A 21397-nucleotide genomic window follows, 5' to 3' on the forward strand; every position below is an offset into this window, starting at 1 on the left:
CGGGTTGAACAGCCAGGACGCAGCTCGACGGGCTATCCCATGCCGCGCATCGGCTTCTACGCCGGCTCCTTCGATCCCCTGACCAACGGCCACCTCGACGTCGTCGTCAAGGCGGCGTCCGTGTGCGATGCGCTCGTCGTCGGCGTCGGCGTCCATCCCTCGAAAACGCCGCTGTTCAGCTTCGAGGAGCGCGCCGCCCTCGTCGCGCGCTGCTGCGCCGGCCTTCTTTCCGCCCGCGGCGTCTCGCTCGACGTGCGTCCCTTTTCGGGCCTCGCCGTCGACGCGGCGCGGGAGGCGGGCGCCTCGATGATGATCCGCGGGCTGCGCAATGGCGCCGACCTCGACTACGAGGCGCCGATGGCCGGCATGAACGCCGCGATGGCGCCTGAAATCGTCACCCTGTTCTTTGTCGCTTCGCCCGGCGTCAGCCATGTCACGGCGACGCTGGTGCGGCAGATCGCGACGATGGGCGGCGACGTCTCGCCCTTCGCGCCCGCGCCGGTGGTCGAGGCGCTGCGCGCGAAGCTGCGCCGGAGCGCGCCATAAGAGACCGCAAGGAGAGGAAAAAGCCATGAACAAGACCCGCCTGACCCTCGCCGGAGCGCTCGCGCTCGCGTGCGCCGCCTTTCCGGCGCTCGCCGCCGACAAGGACACCGTCTATCTCGACACCAAGGACGGCCGCGTCACCATAGAGCTGCGCCCCGACATCGCGCCCAAGCATGTCGCGCAGATCGAGACCCTGATCAAAAAGGGATTTTACAACGGGATCGTCTTCCACCGGGTGATCGACGGCTTCATGGCCCAGACCGGCGATCCGACCGGCACCGGGCGCGGCGGCTCCGACCTTCCTGACGTCAAGGCAGAGTTCTCGAAGGAGCATTTCGCCCGCGGCACGGTCGGCATGGCGCGCGCGGCGAGCCCCGATTCCGCCAATTCGCAGTTCTTCATCACCTTCGCCGACGCCGGCTTCCTCGACGGCAAGTACACCATCGTCGGCAAGGTCACGGCGGGGATGGACGTCGTCGACAAGATCAAGCGCGGCGAGCCGCCGGCCAATCCCGACAAGATCGTCAAGATGCAGATGGCGACGGACGCCGACAAGAAGTAGATTTCGCCGGCGCCGGCCGCGGTTTACGCGGCGGCCGGCTTCGTCTATGTCCATCGCCGGCGTCAAAGCGCGTCTCCTTCCGAACCGTATCTCGGCGAGGGCATTGACGAGGCGCCTCTTCGGCCGCACGGCGGCGAAAATCCCGACCAGGAGCTCCCATGGCCAATCCCGGCGACACCCTCACGCTCGAAACCACGCAAGGCCCCGTCGTCATCGAGATGCGGCCCGACCTCGCCCCCGGCCATGTCGCGCACATCAAGAAGCTCGTCGGGGAGAAGTTCTACGACGGAATCGTCTTCCACCGCGTGATCGACGGCTTCATGGCGCAGACCGGCTGCCCGCACGGCACCGGCACGGGCGGCTCGAAATATCCGAACATCAAGGCCGAGTTCAACGCCGAGCCGCATGTGCGCGGCACGGTGTCGATGGCGCGCGCCTCCGACCCCAACTCGGCCAATTCGCAGTTCTTCATCTGCTTTACCGACGCGCGCTTCCTCGACAAGAACTACACGGTGTGGGGCAAGGTCGTCTCCGGCATGGAGAATGTCGACAAGATCAAGCGCGGCGAGCCGGTCAAGGATCCCGACAAGATCCTCCACGCCACCCTGAGCTGAGTTTTTGCGCGCGGCGCGCGCGGGCTTCTGATGCGCGTCGACCTCTTTGATTTCGAGCTTCCCGAACGCCTGATCGCGCTGCGGCCGGCGGAGCCGCGCGAATCCGCCCGGCTGCTCGTCGTGCGGCCGGCCGGCGCGCCGGCGCTCGAGGACCGGCGCGTCGGCGACCTGCCGTTCCTCCTGCGGCCCGGCGACGTTCTCGTCGTCAACGACACGCAGGTCGTTCCCGCCCGCCTCATCGGCGAGCGCCGGCGCGGCGCGGCGGCCGCCCGCGTCGAGGCGACGTTGCACAGACGCGAGGGCGAAAACCTCTGGCGCGCCTTCGCGCGGCCGGCCAAGCGGCTGCGCGCGGGAGAGACCATCGCCTTCTCGCGCGGAACGGCGCGGCTCGACGCCGAGATCGTCGAAAAGGGCGAGGATGGCGAGTTGCTGCTGCGCTTCTCCGCGTCGGGCGCGGCGCTCGACCGCGCGCTCGAGGACGTCGGCCAGATGCCGCTGCCGCCCTATATCGCCTCGCGCCGGGCGCAGGACGAGCGCGACCGCGCCGACTACCAGACCATTTTCGCGCAAAGGTCCGGCGCCGTCGCGGCGCCGACCGCGAGCCTTCATTTCACGCCGGCGCTCGTCGGGGCGCTGGAGGCGCGGGGCGTCGCGCTCGAGCGCGTCACGCTGCATGTCGGGGCGGGCACCTTCCTGCCGGTCAAGGCCGAAGACACCAGCGGCCACGAGATGCACGCCGAATGGGGCGAGATTTCCGTCGCGACGACGCAGCGCCTCAACGCCGTCCGGGCCGCCGGCGGACGCGTCGTCGCGGCCGGCACGACCTCGCTGCGCATCCTCGAATCCGCGGCGCGCGAAGACGGGACGATCGCGCCCTTCTCCGGCGAGACGAAAATCTTCATCACGCCGGGCTATCGTTTCCGGGCGGTCGACGTGCTGATGACCAATTTCCACCTGCCGCGCTCGACCCTGTTCATGCTGGTCAGCGCCTTTTCCGGTCTCGACGCCATGCGCGCCGCCTACGCCCACGCGATTGCGGACAACTATCGCTTTTATTCTTACGGCGACGCCTGCCTGCTGTTCCCGGACCGCGCATGAGCCAAAATTTCTCCTTCCGGCTTCTCGCGCAGGACGGCGCGGCGCGGACCGGGGAAATCTCCACGCCGCGCGGAGAAATCCGCACGCCCGCGTTCATGCCGGTGGGCACCGCGGCGACGGTGAAGGCCATGCATCCCGAACGCGTGCGCGCGACCGGCGCCGACGTCGTGCTCGCCAACACCTACCATCTGATGCTGCGCCCCGGGGCCGAGCGGATCGCCGCGCTCGGCGGGCTGCATCGCTTCATGAACTGGCCGCGGCCGATCCTGACCGATTCGGGCGGCTTCCAGGTCATGTCGCTCGCCAGGCTGCGCAAGCTCAGCGAGGAGGGCGTCGCCTTCCAGTCGCATATAGACGGCTCGCGCCACATGCTGACGCCTGAGCGCTCGATGGAGATCCAGCATCTCCTCGGCGCCGACGTCCAGATGCAGTTCGACGAATGCGTGCGCCTGCCGTGCCCGGAGGACGAGGCGCGCCGCGCCATGGAGCTGTCGCTGCGCTGGGCCGAGCGCTCGAAGCGCGCCTTCGTCGAAGTCCCCGGCCGCGCGCTGTTCGGCATCGTGCAGGGCGGCGCCTCGCCGGGCCTGCGCCTTGAAAGCGCGCGCGCGCTGGTGGCGATGGGCTTTTCCGGCTACGCGCTCGGCGGCCTCGCCGTCGGCGAGCCGCAGGAGGTGATGCTTTCGACCATCGAGACGACCGTTCCCGAGCTTCCCGTCGACAGGCCGCGCTATCTCATGGGCGTCGGCACGCCCGACGACATTCTCGAAGCCGCCTCGCGCGGGATCGACATGTTCGACTGCGTGATGCCGACGCGCGCCGGCCGGCATGGGCTGGCTTATGGGCGCTTCGGCAAGCTCAACCTGCGCAACGCGCGCCACGCCGACGACCCGGCGCCGGTCGACGCCGAATCTCCCAACGAGACGACGCGGACCTATTCGCGCGCCTATCTGCATCACCTCGTCAAGGCCGGCGAGATTCTGGGCATGATGCTGCTGACCGAGATCAACCTCGCCTATTATCAGGAATTGACGGCAGGGCTGCGCGCGGCGATCGCGGCGGGTCGGCTCGACGAGTTTCGTGCGGCGACGAAAGAGGGTTTCGCGCGGGGCGGCTGAGCCGCATTCGGCGGCCTTTGGCGAGCGACGGCCTTTCGCCTGTGACGGACGCGGTCGAATTGAACCGCGATCGGAGCCCTGCTATCCAGAGCTTGCTTAAGCTTGTGTCACGCCACCAGCGAAAGGATGCGATGTGCGGTTCGCTGGCGCGGGCACGGAAATTGTCGCGCTGATCGGGCTAATTGCCATCATCGCTTTCCCCGCAGCAATTAAGATGCTTCGCGAATTGATACGACGAAACGTATTTATTCGAGATGGCATTGATCGCATAAGGGCTCAAAAGGACACTTATTGTCGCTTTGCGCGCAAAACTGTTTTTGTGTGTGGAATATTCTTACTTGCTTTTATGTCAGCATTTTTGTTCTCATCGTCCTATGAAGTTATGCGATCGCCCAAGGTAGAAGAAGTATCTTCAGCGGCGGGCGCGGCGTTTTCAAGTGCTGAAGATCCTGGATGGCCGACCACAGAAACGAGGCCAATTTTTTTAAGCCGTCAGCGTTCCATTGACATACCGCCGCCAGCGTTCACCGTAGTTCAGAACTCACGCGAACCAACCACACCGCGTCAGCGCCCGACGTTCCGTCCGAAACATGGCTGTGGCTCCCGAGGTGGCCCGGGCTATCGTTTGCCTAATGGGCAATGCGCAAGCTGGTCTAAGCAGCATTGACGGAAGCGCCGCCCCAGCTGTGCGCGATCTTCCACGCCGCGCGCGTCGGCGCTGGTAGCGAAAGGTCATGATCCGGAGAGCGGCATGAATGTCCGATGCCTGTGCCTCGATTCCAGCTGCCGCGAGACGCCTCCCGTCCCGAGCGCCGCCGACGATCTCGTGTTTCCGATCGCCATCGCGAAATCGGTTGGGCACGGCGGGGCCAACGCGCCGTCCGACGTGCGCGCGATCCAGCAGGCTCTGAACCGCGTGCGCGAGGCCGACGGCGGCCCGGGCCCGCTGCTGCTGCCCGACTCCATCGCCGGGCCCAAGACCAACGCGGCGATCTCGAAATTCCAGATGCGGCAGATCGGCTTCGCCGATGGGAGGGTCGATCCGGGCAAGCGCACGATCTCCGCGCTGAACCGCCTCGGCTGCGGCCCGAACATGGCGCAGGCGCTCGCGCCGACGCCGCCGGCCGGCCGCGGCGCTGCGAGCGGCGGGCCGAGCTTCACCGTCACCTATGAGAACATGCGCCGGGTCTATCTCGACCTCGTGCCCGTCGCCCATTCCTGCGTCTTCGCGGCGCTCGCGGCGATCGCCGCCGCTGAGGACGGGATCAGGAGCAAGACGCCCTCATTGAGCCCGCAGCGCAAGCTGCTCGACAAGCATTTCCAGCTCGACGCCAATCCTTCGGCCGTCGCGGACCTCGGCCTCATCAAGCGCACCTTCCAGAAAATTTCGACGCTGCTCGCGAGGAACGCCGCCATCGCCGAGCAGACCTTCATCGGCGCGCCGGGAAGCTATGCGCTCGCCGACATCGCCCACAGCGGCGTGCTCGCGCTCACCTTCTCGGGTGGAAGCCGGATGAAGGGGCAGACATACAACATCACGCTGAAGAACGGGACGCGCTTCACCCTCGGCAGCGACAAGATCGTCCTTCAGGTGGTCTTCTTCTTCGCGACCGAAGACCTGATGATCGACACGCTGATCCATGAGATGGCGCATTATGTCGGCGACGAGCAGGGGCCGGGGATGATCGACGACCCGCCGGGGCGCTCGTCGGCGCAGTCGTTCATCGACAAGCTCAGCCCCGCGCAGCGCCCGCGCATCGCCGAATGCTATTCGCTGTTCGCCTTCGAGGCGAAATTCGGCCGCGCCCCGCTGCGCATGACGCTCGACCTCGATCCGTTCTGAGCGCTCATTGCGCCAGCGCGCGAAGAATCTGGGGCGTCGCGAAGCCGTCGGCCGGCGCTATCCCGCTCGAGCGCTGAAACGCGTGGATCGCGTCGCGCGAGGCCTGGCCGAAGCGCCCGTCGATCGTTCCCTTGTAGAGGCCGCGCCGCTCCAGCCCGCGCTGGATGTCGGCCTTTTGCGCGCGCGACAAAAAGACTTCGCCTTCCGGCCAGCGCCCCTTGAGCGCGCCCGCGCCGTCGATCCGGTCGGCGAGCAGGCCGAGCGAGAGCGCGTAGGAGTCGGAGTTATTGTAGGCCTTGAGCACCCAGTAATTGGCCGAGAGCAGGAACGCCGGCCCCGCCGCGCCGGAGGGCAGGAACAGCGTCGCCTCGCCCTGCGCGCGCAGCGGCGCGCCGTCGGCGTTCTTCAGTCCCTGCGCGGCGAAGGCGGAAAAACTCTGGCGCAGCGCCGCCGGCGAATAGCCCTTCGGCAGGACGACCTCCATGCCCCACGGCAGGCCCGGCGTCCAGCCCGACTGGCGCAGGAAATTGGCGATCGAGGCGAGGATGTCCGGCGTCTTGTCCCAGATGTCGGGATAGCCCGCGCCGTCGTAGCTGACCGCATATTTGAGATAGGCGGAGGGGATGAACTGCGGCCCGCCCATCGCCCCCGCCCATGAGCCCTTCAGCTTTTCGCGCGGGGCGTGGTCCCTCTCCAGAATGACCAGCGCGGCGATCCATTCGTCGACGAACAGCGGCCGGTCGGGGCGCCTGAAGGCGAGGGTGGCCAGCGCGCGCACGATGTCGCGCCCGCCGCCCGCCGCGCCGAAATCGGTCTCCAGCCCGTAAGCCGCGAGCACGATCGACGGCGGAACGCCAAAACGCTTCTCGATCTGCGCGAGCTCGGGGCGCCAGCGCGCCAGCGCGGCCTGCCCGCGCTTGACGCGCGCGGAAGAGACGGCCTGTGCGAGATAGGCCTTGATAGGCTTGTCGAACTCCGGCTGCGCGGCGGCGGCGGTCGGGGCGGCGGGATCGGGCGTCAGCCCGGCGAGCGCCGCCTCGAAGGTCGCGGCGCTCACGCCGGCCGCCTGCGCGCGCGGCTGCAGCGCGCGCAGGAAGGCCAGAAAGGCGGCGGTCTCTGCCGCCTCCTGCGCCCGCGCCGTCCCGGCGAGGGCGGCGGCGAGCAGCACGAAGCCGCGCCGGGTCAGCGGAAGCGGCTTCATCCGGCGTGGTCCGGCGGCGCGGCGGGCGCCGGCCGGCGCCGCCACTGGCCCTCGCGCATCCGCTCGAAGGCGACATAGAGCATCGGGATCATGAAGACGCCGATCGCGCTCGCCGCCAGCATGCCGGCGAACACCGGCGTGCCGACGCCGCGCCGGCTGACCTGCGCCGCGCCGGTGGCGACGATCAGCGGCGCGAGGCCGAGGATGAAGGCGATCGAGGTCATCATGACGGCGCGGAACCTCATGCGCGCGCCGAGCGTCGCCGCCTCCTCGATGTCCATGCCCTTCTCGCGCTCTTCCTTGGCGAATTCGACGATCAGGATGCCGTTCTTGGCCGCGAGCGCGATGAGCACGACGAGGCCGATCTGCGCGTAGAGGTCGAGCGAGAGCTTCGCCACGATGACGCCGGCGAAGGCGCCGAGCACGGCGACCGACACCGACATCAGCACCGGAACCGGGATGAGCCAGCTTTCGTAGAGCGCGACGAGGAACAGGAACGCGAACAGGAGGGCGAGAGCGAGGATCGTCCCGGTCTGGCCCGAGGCCTGCGCCTCCTGATAGGCGGTGCCGGTCCATTCGAAGGAATAGCCGGCCGGAAGCGTCTTCGCCGACAGCGCGGCCATCGCCTGCAGCGCCCCGCCCGAGGAGACGCCCGGGGCCGGCGAGCCGTTGATCGTCACCGCGCGATAGTTGTTGTAGCGGGTGATGACCTGCGGCCCGACGACCGTGCGCAGCGAGGCGAGCGCGGCCATCGGCACCATGGTGTTCTGCTTGTTGCGGATGTAGATGCGCCAGATCGAGGAGTAGTCGCGCCGGTCGGCGGCGTCGGCCTGCAGATTGACCTGCCAGGTGCGCCCGTAGAGGTTGAAGTCGTTGATGTAGGCGCCGCCGAGCGTCGCCTGCAGCGCGGTGAAGATGTCGCCGATCTCGACGCCGAGCGCCTGCGCCTTCTCGCGGTCGATGTCGAGGAAGATCGACGGATTGGTGGCGCTGAAGGTCGAGAACACGCGCGACAGGGCGGGATCGCCGTTGGCCGCGGCGATGAGGCCGCGCGCGACGCTCGCCATCGCCGCCGGGTCCTGTCCCTCGAGCGCCTCGAGCTGGTACTCGAAGCCGCCCGTGGTCGAAAGGCCGATGATCGGCGGCAGGTTGAAGGCGATGGTCGAGGCTGTCTTCACCGCCGCCGCCTCCCGCGTCAGCTTGGCGATCAGCGCCTGCGCCGAATTCTCCGCGCCGTGGCGCTCCTCGAAGGGCTTCAGCTTGACGACGATGAAGCCGGCGTTCGACTGCGCCACGCCGTCGATGAACGAATAGCCGATGACGGCGAAGGTGGCGTCGACCTGCGGCATCTTCAGCGCCATCGCCTCGACGTCCTTCATCGCGACGCTGGTGCGCTCGACGGAGGCGCTGTCGGGAAGCTGGACGACGACGAAGAACGCGCCCTGGTCCTCGTCGGGCAGGAAGCCGACGGGCGTGCGTCCCGACAGGAAATACACGCCGGCGCCGATGGCGAGGACGAGAAGGATCGAGACCATCGCGCGCCGCACGAGATGCGAGACGACGTTGGCGTAGCCGTCGCGCGTCCGGTCGATCGCGCCGAGCACCTTGTCCATGATCTTGCCGAACACGCCGCGCCTGTGTCCCCCGTGGCGCAGCACCACGCCGCAGAGCGCCGGCGACAGCGTCAGGGCGTTGAGCGCGGAGATCAGCATCGAGACGCTGATGGTCACGGCGAACTGGCGGAACAATTGTCCGGACACGCCGGGGATGAAGGCGATCGGCACGAACACGGAGAGCAGCACGAGGGTGATGGCGATGATCGGCGCGGTGATCTGCCCCATCGCCTTCTTGGTCGCGTCCTTGGGCGAAAGCTCCGGCTCCTCCTCCATCACGCGTTCGACGTTCTCGACGACGACGATGGCGTCGTCGACGACGATGCCGATGGCGAGCACCAGCGCGAGCAGCGAGACGGTGTTGGCGGAATAGCCGATCGCGAGCAGCACGGCGAAGGTGCCGATCAGGCTGACCGGCACGGCGATCGCCGGAATGATCGTCGCGCGCAACGAGCCGAGGAAGAAGAAGACGACGACGACGACGAGCACGAAGGCCTCGACGAGCGTCTTCAGCACTTCGTGGATCGTGTCGGTGACGAAGGTCGTCGAATCATAGACGATCTTGGTCTTCAGCCCGTGCGGGAAACGCGGCGCGACCTTGTCGAGCGTCTTCTGCACGGCGGCGGCGGTCGCCACCGCGTTGGCGCCGGGCGAGAGATAGATGCCGAGGGCGACCGCCGGCTTGCCGTTGAGCCGGCTCTCGCTGTCCATGTTCTGCGCGCCGAGCTCGACGCGCGCCACGTCGCGGATGCGCACCAGCGAGCCGTCGGGGTTGGCGCGCAGCACGATGGCGCCGAACTCCTCGGGCGTCGTCAGGCGCCCCTGCGTCTGAAGGTTGATCTGGAACTGCTGGTCGTTCTCGATCGGCCGCGCGCCGAGCCGCCCGATCGCCGCCTGCCGGTTCTGCGACTGCACGGCGGCGATGACGTCGGAGGGTGAGAGGTTGAGGCTGGTCAGACGCTCGACGTCGAACCAGATGCGCATCGAATATTTGAGCTTGCCGAACAGCGAGGCCTGGCCGACGCCCGGCGTGCGGGCGATCTCGTCGAGGACGTTGATGGTCGCGAAATTGGTGATGTACAGCGGATCCTGCTCGCCGGTCTCGCTGTAGAACATCATGAACTGCAGCACCGCCGAGGAGCGCTTCTGCACGGTGAGGCCCTGCGCCGTCACCGTGTCGGGCAGCTGCGCGAGGGCGGTCTGCACGCGGTTGTTGACGTTGACCGTGGCGATGTCGGGATTGACCCCGAGCTCGAAGCTCACCGTCAGGTTGTAGCTGCCGTCGTTGCCGCTCGACGACTTCATGTAGATCGCGCGGTCGACGCCGACCATCTGCGCTTCGAGCGGCTGGGCGACGGAGGCTTCGACGACGGAGGCCGAGGCGCCGGGATAGGTCGCCGACACCTGCACCTGCGGCGGCACGATGTCGGGAAACTGCGAGACCGGAATGCGCATCAGCGCGAGCGCGCCGGCGATCGTGATGACGATCGAGATGACGATGGCGAGGCGCGGCCGGTCGACGAAGACGGAGGAGATCATGCGGGGCCCCGGGCGGCGCTTTTGCGGATGCGGCGTGAGTGCTGCGGCGTCGGCTGCGCCGGCGCTAGCGCGAGGGCTCCGGCGTCGGCGGCGCCGGCGTCGCCGGGCTCGCCTGCACGACGACGCCAGGGCGCACGCGCTGCAGCCCGTCGACGATGACGAGCTCGCCGACCTTGAGGCCCTGCTGGACGGCGGCGATGGTCGGCGTCGACTGGCCGAGCTTCACGTCGCGCCGCTCGACCTTGTTCTGCGCGTCGACGACATAGACGAAGTCGCTGCGCTGGTCGGCGAGGATCGCCGCGCGCGGCACGGCCATGAACTCGACCGGCTTCGCGCCCTCGAGGAACACGCTGACGAACTGCGTGTCGATCAGCTCGCGCACCGGGCGCCCGCCGGGGGCGCTGATCTTCAGCGGCGGATTGGGCACGACCGCCCGCACCATCACCGTGTCGGTCGAGGCTTGCGCCGCATTGTCGACGAAATCGAGCTTGCCTGGCTGGTCGTAGATGCGCCCGTCCGGAAGCCCGAGCCTGATGACGATGGCTTTGAAGCCGCCGAGGGGCACGTAGCGCTCGCGCAACGCGATCAACGTGCGCACGGCGACCGGAAAGAGCACATACATCGGGTCCTGGCTGACGACCGTGACGAGCGTGCCGCTCGAGGGCGTCACGACGTTGCCGGGCGTCACCGCGGTGCGGCCGAGCTTGCCGGCGATCGGCGAGGAGATCACCGTATAGTCGAGGTTGATCTGCGACTGCTGGACGTTCGCCTTGGCGCCCGCGAGCTGCGCCTGCAGGCTGCGTTGCGTCGCCTGCGCCGTGTCGACCGTCGCCTGCGCCCCGGACTGGGTCTGCAGGAGCTTCTGCGCGCGCTCGAGCTGGATGTTGGCGTTCTCGAGCTGCGCCTCATATTGCTGGACGATCGCCTGCTTGGCGGCGAGGTCGGCCTCGAACGGGCCGCGCTCCAGCCGGTACAGCACGTCGCCCTGCTTCACCTCGGCGCCGTCGGCGAATTCGACCTTGTCGAGGAAGGCGGTGACGCGGGCGACGGCGTCGACGCGGTCGATCGCCTGGACGCGGCCGATGAAGTTCGAGGTTTCAGTGATCGGCTGCATCTCGACGCGCGCCACGCCCACGCTCGGAGGCGGGCCGCCGGGGGCTTGCGCCAAGGCGCCGCATGCGAGGATTTCGCCGATCGCGAAGAAAGCGACTGCGAGCGAGGCGCCTGCGCGCGTCTTGTAGACTGGACCCAAAAGCCTGTTCCCACGCAATCGAAGCTGCGCCGGAGCGTATAGAGTTTTCAACGCGGCGCAACGCGCCTTCAGTTCGATTCGAGGGCTTTCGCGGCGCTCCAGCTGAGGTCTTCGGGAAGGGCGGCGATGGCCGCTGCGGCGGCGCGGTCCTTCGCCTTGGCGGCGACCTGCGTCCGCGCTTCGCCGTGCGCGGCCTTGGTCGCGGCGCGCAGAGAGGCGGGGCGCTCGGGCGGCAGCGGCACGTCGGCTTCGACCGGCTCGGTTTCGGCGACGACGATCTGCTGCGCCGGCGCGGGTTCGGCGGGCGCGGCGACGGCCGCCGGCTGCGGGGCGGTTTGTTGCGCGAAATCGGCGGCGGGCGCAGGCCTTGGCGGCGATCCGGCGAGGAAGGCGAGCAGGCCGGGAGCGGGGGCGGGAGCTGGCGGCGGCGGCGCGGGCGACTCGTCGGGCGAATCGGCGGTGCGCATGTCCTCGAGCAGCCCCTGGCGCTTGGCGTTGTAATAGAAGCCCGCGGCGTACAGAGCGACTGCGCGGTCCTCGTTCCCGCCGGCGACGCGATAGGCGTTGGCGAGATAGGGAATGGCGTAAGTCATGTTGACGTAAGGGTCGAGCAGGCCGCGCGCGTCGCCCTTGTAGCCCATTGAGCGCGCCGTATTTTGCTTGATCTGCATGAGCCCGTAGCAGGCCTTGCTGACGACGCGGGGGTTATAGCCGCTCTCGCGCTTGACGACCCGATGGATCAGGCGCTCCGGCACCCCATGCTTCTTCGCCTGCTCGGCGATGAAGGCGTCATAGCCTTCCGGATGAGTTGCGGCGGCGAGCGCCTGGCCGCAGAACGGCGCGCAGGCTACGGCCGCGACGGACAATCCGAAAAAAATACGACGCATTCGAAGTCCCCCTCGTGGCGAGGACGCTGGGGGCTGAACATGGCGGGAAAGTGGCGCCGCGCGGGGCCGCCGTCGTTCCGCGGGCGCTGTGGCAAGTTAGCCACAAGGCTGCTGAATGCGCTTCGGACGCAGCGCGGTTAAGAGTCGCGAAAGCTGTTCCTCAGGCGAAAAAAAAGCCGGCCTCGACGGGCCGGCTTTGGAAGACACGCGCGCGATGCGCGGAGCCTCAGATCTGCCGCTCGATCATCATGTTCTTGATGTTGGCGATCGCCTTGGCCGGATTGAGGCCCTTGGGGCAGGTCTTGGCGCAGTTCATGATCGTATGGCAGCGGTAGAGCTTGAATGGGTCCTCGACGTTGTCGAGGCGCTCGTTGGTCGCCTCGTCGCGCGAATCGATCAGCCAGCGATAGGCCTGCAGGAGGGCGGCGGGGCCGAGGTAGCGGTCGCCGTTCCACCAGTAGCTCGGGCAGGAGGTCGAGCAGCAGGCGCACAGGATGCATTCATAGAGTCCGTCGAGCTTGGCGCGGTCGGCCGGCGACTGGCGCCATTCCTTCTCAGGCGTCGGCGACTTCGTGTGCAGCCAGGGCTCGATCGAGGCGTGCTGGGCGTAGAAGCGGGTGAGGTCCGGCACGAGGTCCTTCACCACCTCCATGTGCGGCAGCGGGTAGATCTTGACGACGCCCTTCACGTCGTCGATCGCCTTGGTGCAGGCGAGCGTGTTGGACCCGTCGATGTTCATGGCGCAGGAGCCGCAGATGCCTTCGCGGCAGGAGCGGCGGAAGGTTAGCGTCGAGTCGATCTTGGACTTGATCCAGATGATCGCGTCGAGAATCATCGGGCCGCAGTCGTCGCGGTCGACGTAATAGGTGTCGACGCGCGGGTTCTTCCCGTCGTCCGGGTTCCAGCGGTAGATGTCGAACTGCGTCAGGCGGGTCGCCCCGGCGGGCTTCGGCCAGCTCTTGCCGGCCGTGACGCGCGAGTTCTTGGGCAGGGCGAATTCGACCATGAGGGCGTTCCCGTTGTCAGACGAAGGGGCTTGAGAGGCGAGAGGCGGCCCTCAATACACGCGCGCCTTCGGCTCGATGTACTGCATCTCGTTGGTCATGGTGTAGCTGTGCACCGGGCGATAGTCGATCGCGACCGAGCGGGCCTCCTGGTCGATGCTCGCCAGCGTGTGCTTCATCCAGTTGACGTCGTCGCGGTTCGGATAGTCCTCGCGGGCGTGCGCGCCGCGCGACTCGGTGCGGTTCACCGCGCCGTCCATGGTGACGACCGCCTGGATGATGAGGTTGTCGAACTCCAGCGTCTCGACGAGGTCGGAGTTCCAGATCAGCGAGCGGTCGACGATTCCGACCTGGTCCTTGACGTCCCAGACCTCGTGGATGAGCTTCGAGCCTTCATCCAGCACCTCGCCGGTGCGGTAGACGGCGCAATGGTTCTGCATCACGCGCTGCATGCGCCCGCGCAGCTCGGCGGTCGGGATCGGACCCTTGGCGTTGCGCGTCGCGTCGAGCCGCGACAGCGCCTGGTCGGCGGAATCGGCCGGCAGCTCGGCCTGCTTCGCCCCGGCCGTCACGATCTCGGCGGCGCGGATGCCGGCGGCCCGTCCGAACACCACGAGGTCGATCAGCGAGTTCGAGCCCAGCCGGTTCGCGCCGTGCACGGAGACGCAGGCCGCTTCGCCCAGAGCCATCAGGCCGGGGACGATGACGTCGGGGTCGCCGTCCTTCTTGATGACGACCTCGCCGTGATAGTTCGTCGGGATGCCGCCCATATTGTAATGGACGGTCGGCAGCACCGGGATCGGCTGGCGGGTGACGTCGACGCCGGCGAAGATCTTGGCGCTCTCGGAGATGCCGGGCAGGCGCTCGTGCAGGATCTTCGGGTCGAGATGGTCGAGGTGCAGGAAAATGTGGTCCTTGCCCTTGCCGACGCCGCGCCCCTCGCGGATCTCCATGGTCATGGCGCGCGAGACCATGTCGCGCGGGGCGAGGTCCTTCACGGAGGGCGCGTAGCGCTCCATGAACCGCTCGCCGGCGCCGTTGGTGAGGTAGCCGCCCTCGCCGCGCGCGCCCTCGGTGATGAGGCAGCCCGCGCCGTAGATGCCGGTCGGGTGGAACTGCACGAACTCCATGTCCTGCAGCGGCAGGCCGGCGCGCAGCACCATGGCGTTGCCGTCGCCGGTGCAGGTGTGCGCCGAGGTCGCCGAGAAATAGGCGCGGCCGTATCCTCCGGTCGCCAGGATCACCAGTTGGGCGCGGAAGCGGTGGATCGTGCCGTCGTCGAGCTTCAGGCAGACGACGCCGCGGCAGCGGCCGTCCTCCATGATGAGGTCGATGGCGAAATATTCGATGAAGAATTCGGTGTTGTAGCGCAGCGCCTGTCCGTACAGCGTGTGCAGCATGGCGTGGCCGGTGCGGTCGGCGGCGGCGCAGGTGCGCTGCGCCGGCGGGCCCTTGCCGAAATCGGTGGTCATGCCGCCGAAGGGGCGCTGGTAGATCTTGCCGTCCTGCGTGCGCGAGAAGGGCACGCCCCAGTGCTCGAGCTCATAGACGGCGGCGGGCGCGTTGCGGGTGAGATATTCGATGGCGTCCTGGTCGCCCAGCCAGTCCGACCCCTTGACGGTGTCGTACATGTGCCATTTCCAGTTGTCGGGACCCATGTTGGCGAGCGAGGCGGCGACGCCGCCCTGCGCCGCGACCGTGTGCGAGCGGGTCGGAAAGACTTTCGTGACGCAGGCGGTGCGCAGGCCCGCCTGCGAGCAGCCGACGGTGGCGCGCAGGCCGGCGCCGCCGGCGCCGACGACGATCACGTCGAAGGTGTGGTCGATGATCGGATAGGCTGCGCCGAGCCGCCCCGGTCCGGCCGCTCCGTTCGCAACGCCGTCTGCCGCCATGATAGTCGCCCTTCGATGGTTGGATTTGGCGATGGTTGGATCTGGACGGCCGCGCCTAGCTCAGGCTGAGCTTGACGATCGCGAACGCCGTCGCGAGGCCGATCGCCGCGCTGAAGCAGAAATTGCCCACGAGCGCCCATTCCTTGAGATGCTGGTCGTGGACGTAGTCGTCGATGATCGACTGCATCCCGAGCTTCATGTGCCAGGCGCTCGCGAGGACGAAGAGGAGCAGGGCGATCGCCGGCAGCGGATGGCTCATCGTCGCCCGGACCCCGGCGTAGTCGCGTCCGACGAAGGCGAGCAGGGCCGACACGAAGAAGAAGGTCAGGATCAGCAGGGCGACCGAGGTCAGGTGCGTCGCCCAGGCGGCGGAGGCGCCCGAACGCGCCGAGCCGAAGAAGCTGCGGCCGACCGCGCGGCGGGTGGAGGTGGGATCGTTCGCCATCTTGAGGCAGGCTCCAGAAGTCGCTGGCGCGAAGCGGATGTTCGCGTCAGGCGCGCAGCGCGACGCATATCCATGTGAGCAGGGTCAGCGCAATTCCGCCGATGAGCGTAGCCCAGGCCAGCCATTCCCGTTGCGGATGGTCGAGCCCGTAGCCCATGTCCCAGACGAGATGGCGCACGCCGCCGAGAAGATGATGGTAGAGCGCCCAGGTGAAGCCGAACAGGATCAGCTTGCCGATGAACGAATTGGCGAAGGCGGACGCGTAGGAGAAGGACTCGGGTCCCGAGGCGGCGGCGATCAGGAACCAGGCGAGCAGCAGCGCGCCGAAATAGAGCGCGGCGCCGGTGATGCGATGCATGATCGACATCGTCATCGTCAGCGTCGGGCGCCAGACCTGCAGATGCGGCGACAGCGGCCGGCTCGCCGGACGGCCGGATTTAAGCTCGACTTCAGTCATGAATGAAGCGTCCGATCGTCATGATGCTGACTGCTCCCCTTAACCCAAAGCGCCGCCGCTCGCAATTGCCAAGGCGGGCGACGCGCCTGCGGCGACGCATTGTCCTGAGCGCTTTTAATCGTGTTTCCAAGAAGTCTTCCAGCTTGCGCCGGCGCGATTGCCAAAAGCGCCTGCGAAGGCGAAGAATGCGTTGCGGCCGCCGCGCTTTCGCGCGAATCGCGTCCGCTTTCAGGCGGGTGCGGCAGAGATGCAGGCGAGCGATACGGCGCGTGAAGTGGAAGGCGGGCCGGCTCGCCTGCGGCGTCGGGCGTCGAAAGCGCCGACCGCGATCGCCGCCTGCGCCGCGCTTCTCCTCGCGCCGCTCGCTTCCGCGCAGGCGGCGACCGGCCGCGTCGTCGTCCGTTCGGGCGGCGTCAGCCGCTCGGCCATCCTGATTCAGCAACGGCGCCTCAAGCAGGCGCTGCGGCCGCTCGTCGTCATCCTGCGGGCGAGCGGGCGCGAGCGCGGGCCGCGCCAGCGCCGCCTGTTCGGCCTCGACGAGATGAGGCGCTGGGCCGGCGCGACGCTCGTCTATCCTGATCCGGCCGGCGGACGCTGGGCCGCCGACGGGGCGCAGGCGGAGCAGGACGCGGCCTTCATCCGCGACCTCGTCGCGCGCATCGTCGCCGACGGCATGGTCGACCGGCGCAGGATCGTCGTGCTCGGAATCGCCGACGGCGCCGGACCGGCGTTTCGCGTCGCGTGCGGCGATCCGTCTCCCTTCGCCGCCGTCGCGGCGGCGGGCTCTGCGCCGTCCTCGCTGCCTGCGGCGTGCAAGCCGCCGGGGCCGCTTCCCTTCATGCTCGTCGCGCCGCCCGAGCCCGGCGCCGGCGCGGAGACGCCTGAGACCGCTCCGGCCGAGGCGGTGGTCGCCGTCGTCGCGCGGGCCGCGCCGTGCGGCGCGGGACGCGCGACGACGGCGATCCCCGACCGCGATCCGCGCGACGGGCTGCGCGCGTGGCTCGACAGGCTCGACGGCTGCTCCGTTCCCGTCGAGCTCGCGCGCGTCGAGGTCGACAAGTCGGCGCCCGGCAAGCCGAAGCCGGGCGAAGCCCCGCGCGCCGGCGCGCAGGCGGCGGACGTCGTCGGCTCGAAGACGATTCTCGATTTCTTCCGCCGCGCCGCCCGCTAGGCTTTTCCCTCGGGCGGCGCGAACAGCGCGGCGAGCGCCGCCGCGATCTCGTCAGGCTCGCCGTCGACGACGATCGTCTTCAGCCGCGACGCCGCTCCCGATTCGACGCGGATGGACGAAGCCGGCCGCCGCAACGCTTTCGCCAGCGTCCTGACAAGGGCGAGATTGGCCTCGCCGTCCTGCGGCGGGGCGCGCACCCTGGCGAGAAGGGCGGGGCGCCCGTCCGGCGCGAGGCCGACGCCCTCGAGGGAGTCGCGCGCGGCTTTGGGCGTGAGGCGGACACGGATCGCCACCGCGCCCGGACGCGCCGCCCAGGCGCCGAACGTTGGCGGAGAGGTCGGCGCGAGCGAAGGGCGCCGGCTCAAAAGACGTTGGGATAAATGTACTGGACGATGATCCGCTGGATCAGGAAGATGATCAGGAACAGCACGATAGGGGAGATGTCGAGGCCGCCGAAGCTGGGCAGCGCCTGACGGATCGGCCGCAGCACCGGCTCGGTCAGCGCGTTGACGCCGTTGACGATGGCGCGCACGACGTCATTGTACGTGTTGATCACGTTGAAGGCGATGAGCCACGACAGAATCACCGCCGCGATGACGACATAGACGTAAAGGTCGAGGACAAGCAGAACGACGTCGAGTATCGCGCGCATTTGAACTCCGCAAAGGCTCCGGCGGCTCGGCCGATCGCGCGAAGCGGCCCGGCCGTGCCAAAAGTCCCTGCCGCGCCGTGGCCGGTTCGGGACGCGAAGGCCAGCCGCGCTTCCGCGTCCGCGCCGGGCGACTTTCGCCCGAACGGCCGTGTTTTCAGGGCTCGTTCGCTTTACGCGGCTTGGCTTGCGGTGGCAACTGTGGGAGCGCCGCCTAAGCGGCGATAACGCCGCCGCTCCTCTTGCGCCCCGCCGCGCAGTCGCGTAAAGAGCGGCGGCCGGGGCTGTAGCTCAGATGGGAGAGCGCTGCAATCGCACTGCAGAGGTCAGGGGTTCGATTCCCCTCAGCTCCACCAAAGACCGTTCTCCAAATAAAATTAGATAGTTGCGAGACGCTAAATACCTAAGGATTTTAAGTGCCAAGGAAAGCTCCTTCCCAGGTGCTTCCTTAAGCCAGCGCTAGAGGCTGCTAGTGCGGCCTGCGGCGCAGCGGGGTGATCTCAAGGCCTGCGTGGCCGCTGTAAGGTAGCCCTCAAAGGCCGCTGTAAGGGCCGCGACGCCTTCGCGCGCTTGCTCATGATCTCGTCGGCGAAGCCCTTGGCGACCGCTTCCCCAGCCTTGAGCCGCGTCTGCGCGTCCATCATGGCGACGATGGTCGAGTTCGGCGGGCCGGTCCCCGCCCGACGCAGTCTCGATCAGGAACCCTGTTCGTTCGGCCGGAGGCCGGCGACGTCGCCAGCGTCGATCGCGGGCTGCATCCTTGCGCCCGGAAAATGACCGAAGGCGGGAAATCACCTCCCGGCGAGCCGGCGGCGTTTGGCGGAAATTGCATAGACGGCGTTTTTGGGCCGCGCCATACGTGGAGACGTAGATTTGTGAATTTCGGGGTCCGCAAGCCAGGCGGCCTGGATTGGCGCAACCCCGCCGCCATGGGGGAGGTTGTACATGCGACACGCCATCAGGACTTGTGTGGCCGCCAGCCTCGCGGCGCTTTCCACAGCGTTCGCCGGCGCGCCGGCGCAGGCGCAGCAGAAGCCGCCGAACATCCTCGTCATCATGGGCGACGACGTCGGCTGGTTCAACATCGGCGCCTATCATCAGGGCGTCATGTCCGGCAAAACGCCGAACCTCGACAAGCTCGCCGCTGAAGGCATGCGCTTCACGGACTATTACGCCGAAGCGAGCTGCACCGCCGGCCGCGCCAATTTCATAACCGGAGAGCTTCCGATCCGCACCGGCCTGACCACGGTCGGGCAGGCCGGCGCCGATGTCGGCATGCCTGATCAGGCCGTCACGCTTGCGACCGTTCTTAAAGCGCAGGGCTACGCGACGGGGCAGTTCGGAAAGAACCATCTGGGCGATCTCAACAAATATTTGCCGACGGTTCACGGCTTCGATGAATTTTTCGGCTACCTCTACCATCTCGACGCGATGTCGGACCCCTACTGGTACAGCTATCCGCAGGACTGGATCGACAAATACGGGCCTCGCGACGTGATCCATACGTGGGCGACCGACGTCGACGATCCGACCGAACAGCCGCGCTGGGGCAGGATCGGCAAGCAGCGCATCGTCGACGAAGGTCCGCTGCCGCCGTTCCCGGACATGAAGAACATGCAGAACTGGCAGACCGGGCGGCCGGCCAAATACGACATGGAGACCTTCGACGACGTGCTCGTGAAAGCGAGCGACGACTTCATGGACAAGGCCAAGAAGACCGGAAAGCCCTTCTTTATCTGGCACAACACGACGCGCATGCACGTCTTCACTTACATCCCGCCGAAATATCAGGCGCTGATGAATCCGACGAGCAATTACGGCGTCGAGGAAGCCGGCATGGCGCAGATGGACGACAGCGTCGGCGACCTGCTCAAGCATCTCGACGACATCGGCGAGGCGAACAACACGATCGTCATCTTCACGACCGACAACGGCGCCGAGGTGTTCACCTGGCCGGACGGCGGGATGACGCCTTTCAAGGCCACCAAGGGAACGACCTTCGAGGGCGGCTTCCGGGTTCCGGCGATCATCCGCTGGCCGGGCCACGTCAAACCGGGCGTGATCGAGAACGGCATCTTCTCGGGTCTCGACTGGCTGCCCACTCTCGCTGACGCGGCCGGCAACCCGAACATCGCCGACCAGCTGCTGAAGGGCGTGACGCTCGAAGGACGCGCCTACAAGAACCATCTCGACGGCTACGACCAGATGGACGTGCTGACCGGACGCGGCCCCTCCAAGCGGCATGAGCTTTTCTACTTCGGCGGAGCCCAGCTCGGCGCGCTGCGTTACGACGAAATGAAGTTCCAGTTCATCCAGCAGCCCTATGGCTGGCCCGGAGAGAAGATCACGACGGACATGCCGGGAATCGTCAACCTGCGTCAGGACCCGTTCGAGCGGACTCCATCGGTCCGCGGCGAGACGCTGAACGATATGGGCGGCGGCTACATGAACGAGTTCTACGCCCGCGAATTCTGGCGCTTCGTGCTGGTCCAGCAGGCGGTCGCGAAACTGGCGCAGACGGCGATCGATTTCCCGCCCATGCAGGCGCCGGCGACGTTCAACCTCGAATCCGTCAAGAGGCAGATCGAGGAAACGATCAAGGCGCACGAAGGGCAGTAGACGTTCAAGGGCCTGGCGGGGTTTAGGAACGCCTCGCCAGGCCCGATGAACTCGAGAGCGGCCCCGGCCGTCGGCGCCTGGACGCCGCGTCCCGCGCCCCGGCGAAGGCCCGGCCAGGCCGATGATTGCGGAGGAGCGCGGCGCATGAGCAAGCGTTTCGAGGCCGTCAAAGCCGCTGGCGTGGCGGCGGCCCTTGCCGTCTCTCTTGTTCAGGGCGCGGCCGCCGCCCAGCCGAATCCGGTGACGGCGATCGACATCGCGCTCGAACCCGACGCGACGATGATCCAGCGCGCGACGGCCGCCAATGCGCGGTTGCTCAAGAGCTTTCCGAAGGGCTTCACGCTCGACGAGACGCATCGCCCGCACATTTCGATCTTGCAGCAGTTCGTACGCACGGATGATCTCCGCAAGGCGTTCACGGCGGCGAACGCGGTTCTGGCCAAGGAGAAGCCACAGACGTGGACGCTGACGGCGTACAAATACTACTATATCCCGGCCCCGCCGATCGGCCTCGCCGGGATCGTCGTCCGGCCGACCAAAGATCTGCGCCGGCTGCAGGACGAACTCGTCAAGGCCGTCGAACCCTTCACCGTGAAGAGCGGGTCCCGCGCGGCCTTCTTCAGCACGGAGGGCGGCCGCGACATCCAGGCGTCCCTGATCAAATACGTGGCCGACTTCGTCGCCGACGCCGCGGGCGAGCGCTTCAATCCGCACGTCACGATCGGCGTCGCGACGGAGGACTATCTCAACAAGATGCTGGCCGAGCCCTTCGACGCGTTCACATTCTCGGCCGCCGGCGCGTCGGTCTACCAACTCGGCAGTTTTGGCTCGGCGCGCAAGAAGCTCTCGAAGCTGACCCTGGCGCCGTGACGCCCCGCGGTTGAGCCGCC

General features: G+C 67.7%; 20 protein-coding genes and 1 tRNA gene. 11 read left to right on the forward strand and 10 right to left on the reverse strand.

Annotated elements, in window-relative coordinates:
• Positions 1-39: 39 nt before the first annotated feature.
• The 7 genes from coaD (at position 40) to ACE3OG_RS01995 (ending at position 5778) form a co-directional block, all read left to right on the forward strand.
• The gene (coaD, locus tag ACE3OG_RS01965) at positions 40-546 is read left to right on the forward strand and encodes a pantetheine-phosphate adenylyltransferase (protein WP_374305552.1); all 507 of its coding nucleotides are present in this window, start codon (positions 40-42) and stop codon (positions 544-546) included.
• 25 nt (positions 547-571) lie between these two features.
• Positions 572-1108: a peptidylprolyl isomerase gene (locus tag ACE3OG_RS01970; protein ID WP_374305554.1), complete on the forward strand. Its 537-nt coding sequence runs from the start codon at positions 572-574 to the stop codon at positions 1106-1108.
• Positions 1109-1266: 158 nt separating this feature from the next.
• Complete coding sequence (locus tag ACE3OG_RS01975; RefSeq protein WP_374305556.1) at positions 1267-1722, forward strand: peptidylprolyl isomerase; 456 nt, start codon at positions 1267-1269, stop codon at positions 1720-1722.
• 30 nt (positions 1723-1752) lie between these two features.
• Positions 1753-2820, forward strand: a complete 1068-nt coding sequence (queA, locus tag ACE3OG_RS01980) for a tRNA preQ1(34) S-adenosylmethionine ribosyltransferase-isomerase QueA (protein WP_374305558.1) — start codon at positions 1753-1755, stop codon at positions 2818-2820.
• A complete protein-coding gene (tgt, locus tag ACE3OG_RS01985) occupies positions 2817-3935 on the forward strand; it encodes a tRNA guanosine(34) transglycosylase Tgt (RefSeq protein WP_374305560.1) in 1119 nt (372 codons plus the stop codon). Before queA ends, tgt begins: the two co-directional genes overlap by 4 nt.
• A 133-nt stretch (positions 3936-4068) precedes the next feature.
• Positions 4069-4602, forward strand: a complete 534-nt coding sequence (locus ACE3OG_RS01990; RefSeq protein ID WP_374305562.1) for a hypothetical protein — start codon at positions 4069-4071, stop codon at positions 4600-4602.
• A gap of 84 nt (positions 4603-4686) precedes the next feature.
• Positions 4687-5778, forward strand: a complete 1092-nt coding sequence (locus tag ACE3OG_RS01995) for a peptidoglycan-binding protein (RefSeq protein ID WP_374305564.1) — start codon at positions 4687-4689, stop codon at positions 5776-5778.
• Between the two features lie 4 nt (positions 5779-5782).
• Here ACE3OG_RS01995 and ACE3OG_RS02000 read toward each other — a convergent pair whose 3' ends face one another.
• The 8 genes from ACE3OG_RS02000 to sdhC form a co-directional block, all read right to left on the reverse strand.
• Complete coding sequence (locus tag ACE3OG_RS02000; RefSeq protein ID WP_374305566.1) at positions 5783-6979, reverse strand: lytic murein transglycosylase; 1197 nt, start codon at positions 6977-6979, stop codon at positions 5783-5785.
• Entirely contained in the window at positions 6976-10131 is a 3156-nt protein-coding gene (locus ACE3OG_RS02005) for an efflux RND transporter permease subunit (protein ID WP_374305568.1), read from the reverse strand. Before ACE3OG_RS02005 ends, ACE3OG_RS02000 begins: the two co-directional genes overlap by 4 nt.
• A gap of 64 nt (positions 10132-10195) precedes the next feature.
• On the reverse strand, positions 10196-11260 hold the full coding sequence (locus tag ACE3OG_RS02010; RefSeq protein WP_374305570.1) for an efflux RND transporter periplasmic adaptor subunit: 1065 nt from the start codon (positions 11258-11260) through the stop codon (positions 10196-10198).
• Between the two features lie 191 nt (positions 11261-11451).
• Complete coding sequence (locus tag ACE3OG_RS02015) at positions 11452-12270, reverse strand: lytic transglycosylase domain-containing protein (RefSeq protein WP_374305572.1); 819 nt, start codon at positions 12268-12270, stop codon at positions 11452-11454.
• Positions 12271-12496: 226 nt separating this feature from the next.
• Entirely contained in the window at positions 12497-13276 is a 780-nt protein-coding gene (locus ACE3OG_RS02020) for a succinate dehydrogenase iron-sulfur subunit (RefSeq protein WP_374305574.1), read from the reverse strand.
• Between the two features lie 51 nt (positions 13277-13327).
• Entirely contained in the window at positions 13328-15166 is a 1839-nt protein-coding gene (gene sdhA / locus ACE3OG_RS02025) for a succinate dehydrogenase flavoprotein subunit (protein WP_374305576.1), read from the reverse strand.
• 55 nt (positions 15167-15221) lie between these two features.
• The gene (sdhD, locus tag ACE3OG_RS02030; protein WP_374305578.1) at positions 15222-15611 is read right to left on the reverse strand and encodes a succinate dehydrogenase, hydrophobic membrane anchor protein; all 390 of its coding nucleotides are present in this window, start codon (positions 15609-15611) and stop codon (positions 15222-15224) included.
• 46 nt (positions 15612-15657) lie between these two features.
• On the reverse strand, positions 15658-16068 hold the full coding sequence (gene sdhC, locus ACE3OG_RS02035) for a succinate dehydrogenase, cytochrome b556 subunit (protein WP_374305580.1): 411 nt from the start codon (positions 16066-16068) through the stop codon (positions 15658-15660).
• 247 nt (positions 16069-16315) lie between these two features.
• Here sdhC and ACE3OG_RS02040 point away from each other — a divergent pair, with 247 nt between their 5' ends.
• Complete coding sequence (locus ACE3OG_RS02040) at positions 16316-17239, forward strand: phospholipase (RefSeq protein ID WP_374305582.1); 924 nt, start codon at positions 16316-16318, stop codon at positions 17237-17239.
• On the opposite strand, the gene ACE3OG_RS02045 is transcribed toward ACE3OG_RS02040, so the two are convergent.
• Both ACE3OG_RS02045 and ACE3OG_RS02050 read right to left on the reverse strand, forming a co-directional pair.
• Entirely contained in the window at positions 17236-17532 is a 297-nt protein-coding gene (locus ACE3OG_RS02045; protein WP_374305584.1) for a DUF167 family protein, read from the reverse strand. The two genes, ACE3OG_RS02040 and ACE3OG_RS02045, sit on opposite strands and share 4 nt — an antisense overlap.
• Before the next feature lie 68 nt (positions 17533-17600).
• Positions 17601-17891, reverse strand: a complete 291-nt coding sequence (locus tag ACE3OG_RS02050; RefSeq protein WP_374305586.1) for a YggT family protein — start codon at positions 17889-17891, stop codon at positions 17601-17603.
• Between the two features lie 277 nt (positions 17892-18168).
• Between ACE3OG_RS02050 and ACE3OG_RS02055 the strand changes: the two genes are divergently transcribed.
• From ACE3OG_RS02055 to ACE3OG_RS02065, 3 genes are all read left to right on the forward strand, one after another.
• A tRNA-Ala gene (locus tag ACE3OG_RS02055) sits at positions 18169-18244 on the forward strand.
• A 589-nt stretch (positions 18245-18833) separates the two neighbouring features.
• Positions 18834-20507: an arylsulfatase gene (locus ACE3OG_RS02060; protein ID WP_374305588.1), complete on the forward strand. Its 1674-nt coding sequence runs from the start codon at positions 18834-18836 to the stop codon at positions 20505-20507.
• A 144-nt stretch (positions 20508-20651) separates the two neighbouring features.
• The gene (locus ACE3OG_RS02065; RefSeq protein WP_374305590.1) at positions 20652-21377 is read left to right on the forward strand and encodes a 2'-5' RNA ligase family protein; all 726 of its coding nucleotides are present in this window, start codon (positions 20652-20654) and stop codon (positions 21375-21377) included.
• Positions 21378-21397 lie beyond the last annotated feature (20 nt).

This window comes from Methylocella sp. (assembly GCF_041905455.1).
GTDB lineage: Bacteria > Pseudomonadota > Alphaproteobacteria > Rhizobiales > Beijerinckiaceae > Methylocapsa.

Excerpts from the sequence above, each read along its gene's own strand:
- coaD (WP_374305552.1), top strand. The coding sequence starts at position 40 with ATGCCGCGCATCGGCTTCTACGCCGGCTCCTTCGATCCCCTGACCAAC.
- ACE3OG_RS02050 (WP_374305586.1), bottom strand. The coding sequence starts at position 17,891 with ATGCGCGCGATACTCGACGTCGTTCTGCTTGTCCTCGACCTTTACGTC.
- ACE3OG_RS02000 (WP_374305566.1), bottom strand. The coding sequence starts at position 6,979 with ATGAAGCCGCTTCCGCTGACCCGGCGCGGCTTCGTGCTGCTCGCCGCC.
- ACE3OG_RS02005 (WP_374305568.1), bottom strand. The coding sequence starts at position 10,131 with ATGATCTCCTCCGTCTTCGTCGACCGGCCGCGCCTCGCCATCGTCATC.
- sdhA (WP_374305576.1), bottom strand. The coding sequence starts at position 15,166 with ATGGCGGCAGACGGCGTTGCGAACGGAGCGGCCGGACCGGGGCGGCTC.
- ACE3OG_RS02065 (WP_374305590.1), top strand. The coding sequence starts at position 20,652 with ATGAGCAAGCGTTTCGAGGCCGTCAAAGCCGCTGGCGTGGCGGCGGCC.
- ACE3OG_RS01975 (WP_374305556.1), top strand. The coding sequence starts at position 1,267 with ATGGCCAATCCCGGCGACACCCTCACGCTCGAAACCACGCAAGGCCCC.
- ACE3OG_RS01995 (WP_374305564.1), top strand. The coding sequence starts at position 4,687 with ATGAATGTCCGATGCCTGTGCCTCGATTCCAGCTGCCGCGAGACGCCT.
- queA (WP_374305558.1), top strand. The coding sequence starts at position 1,753 with ATGCGCGTCGACCTCTTTGATTTCGAGCTTCCCGAACGCCTGATCGCG.
- sdhD (WP_374305578.1), bottom strand. The coding sequence starts at position 15,611 with ATGGCGAACGATCCCACCTCCACCCGCCGCGCGGTCGGCCGCAGCTTC.
- ACE3OG_RS02060 (WP_374305588.1), top strand. The coding sequence starts at position 18,834 with ATGCGACACGCCATCAGGACTTGTGTGGCCGCCAGCCTCGCGGCGCTT.
- ACE3OG_RS02020 (WP_374305574.1), bottom strand. The coding sequence starts at position 13,276 with ATGGTCGAATTCGCCCTGCCCAAGAACTCGCGCGTCACGGCCGGCAAG.
- ACE3OG_RS02040 (WP_374305582.1), top strand. The coding sequence starts at position 16,316 with ATGCAGGCGAGCGATACGGCGCGTGAAGTGGAAGGCGGGCCGGCTCGC.
- tgt (WP_374305560.1), top strand. The coding sequence starts at position 2,817 with ATGAGCCAAAATTTCTCCTTCCGGCTTCTCGCGCAGGACGGCGCGGCG.
- sdhC (WP_374305580.1), bottom strand. The coding sequence starts at position 16,068 with ATGACTGAAGTCGAGCTTAAATCCGGCCGTCCGGCGAGCCGGCCGCTG.
- ACE3OG_RS02015 (WP_374305572.1), bottom strand. The coding sequence starts at position 12,270 with ATGCGTCGTATTTTTTTCGGATTGTCCGTCGCGGCCGTAGCCTGCGCG.
- ACE3OG_RS01970 (WP_374305554.1), top strand. The coding sequence starts at position 572 with ATGAACAAGACCCGCCTGACCCTCGCCGGAGCGCTCGCGCTCGCGTGC.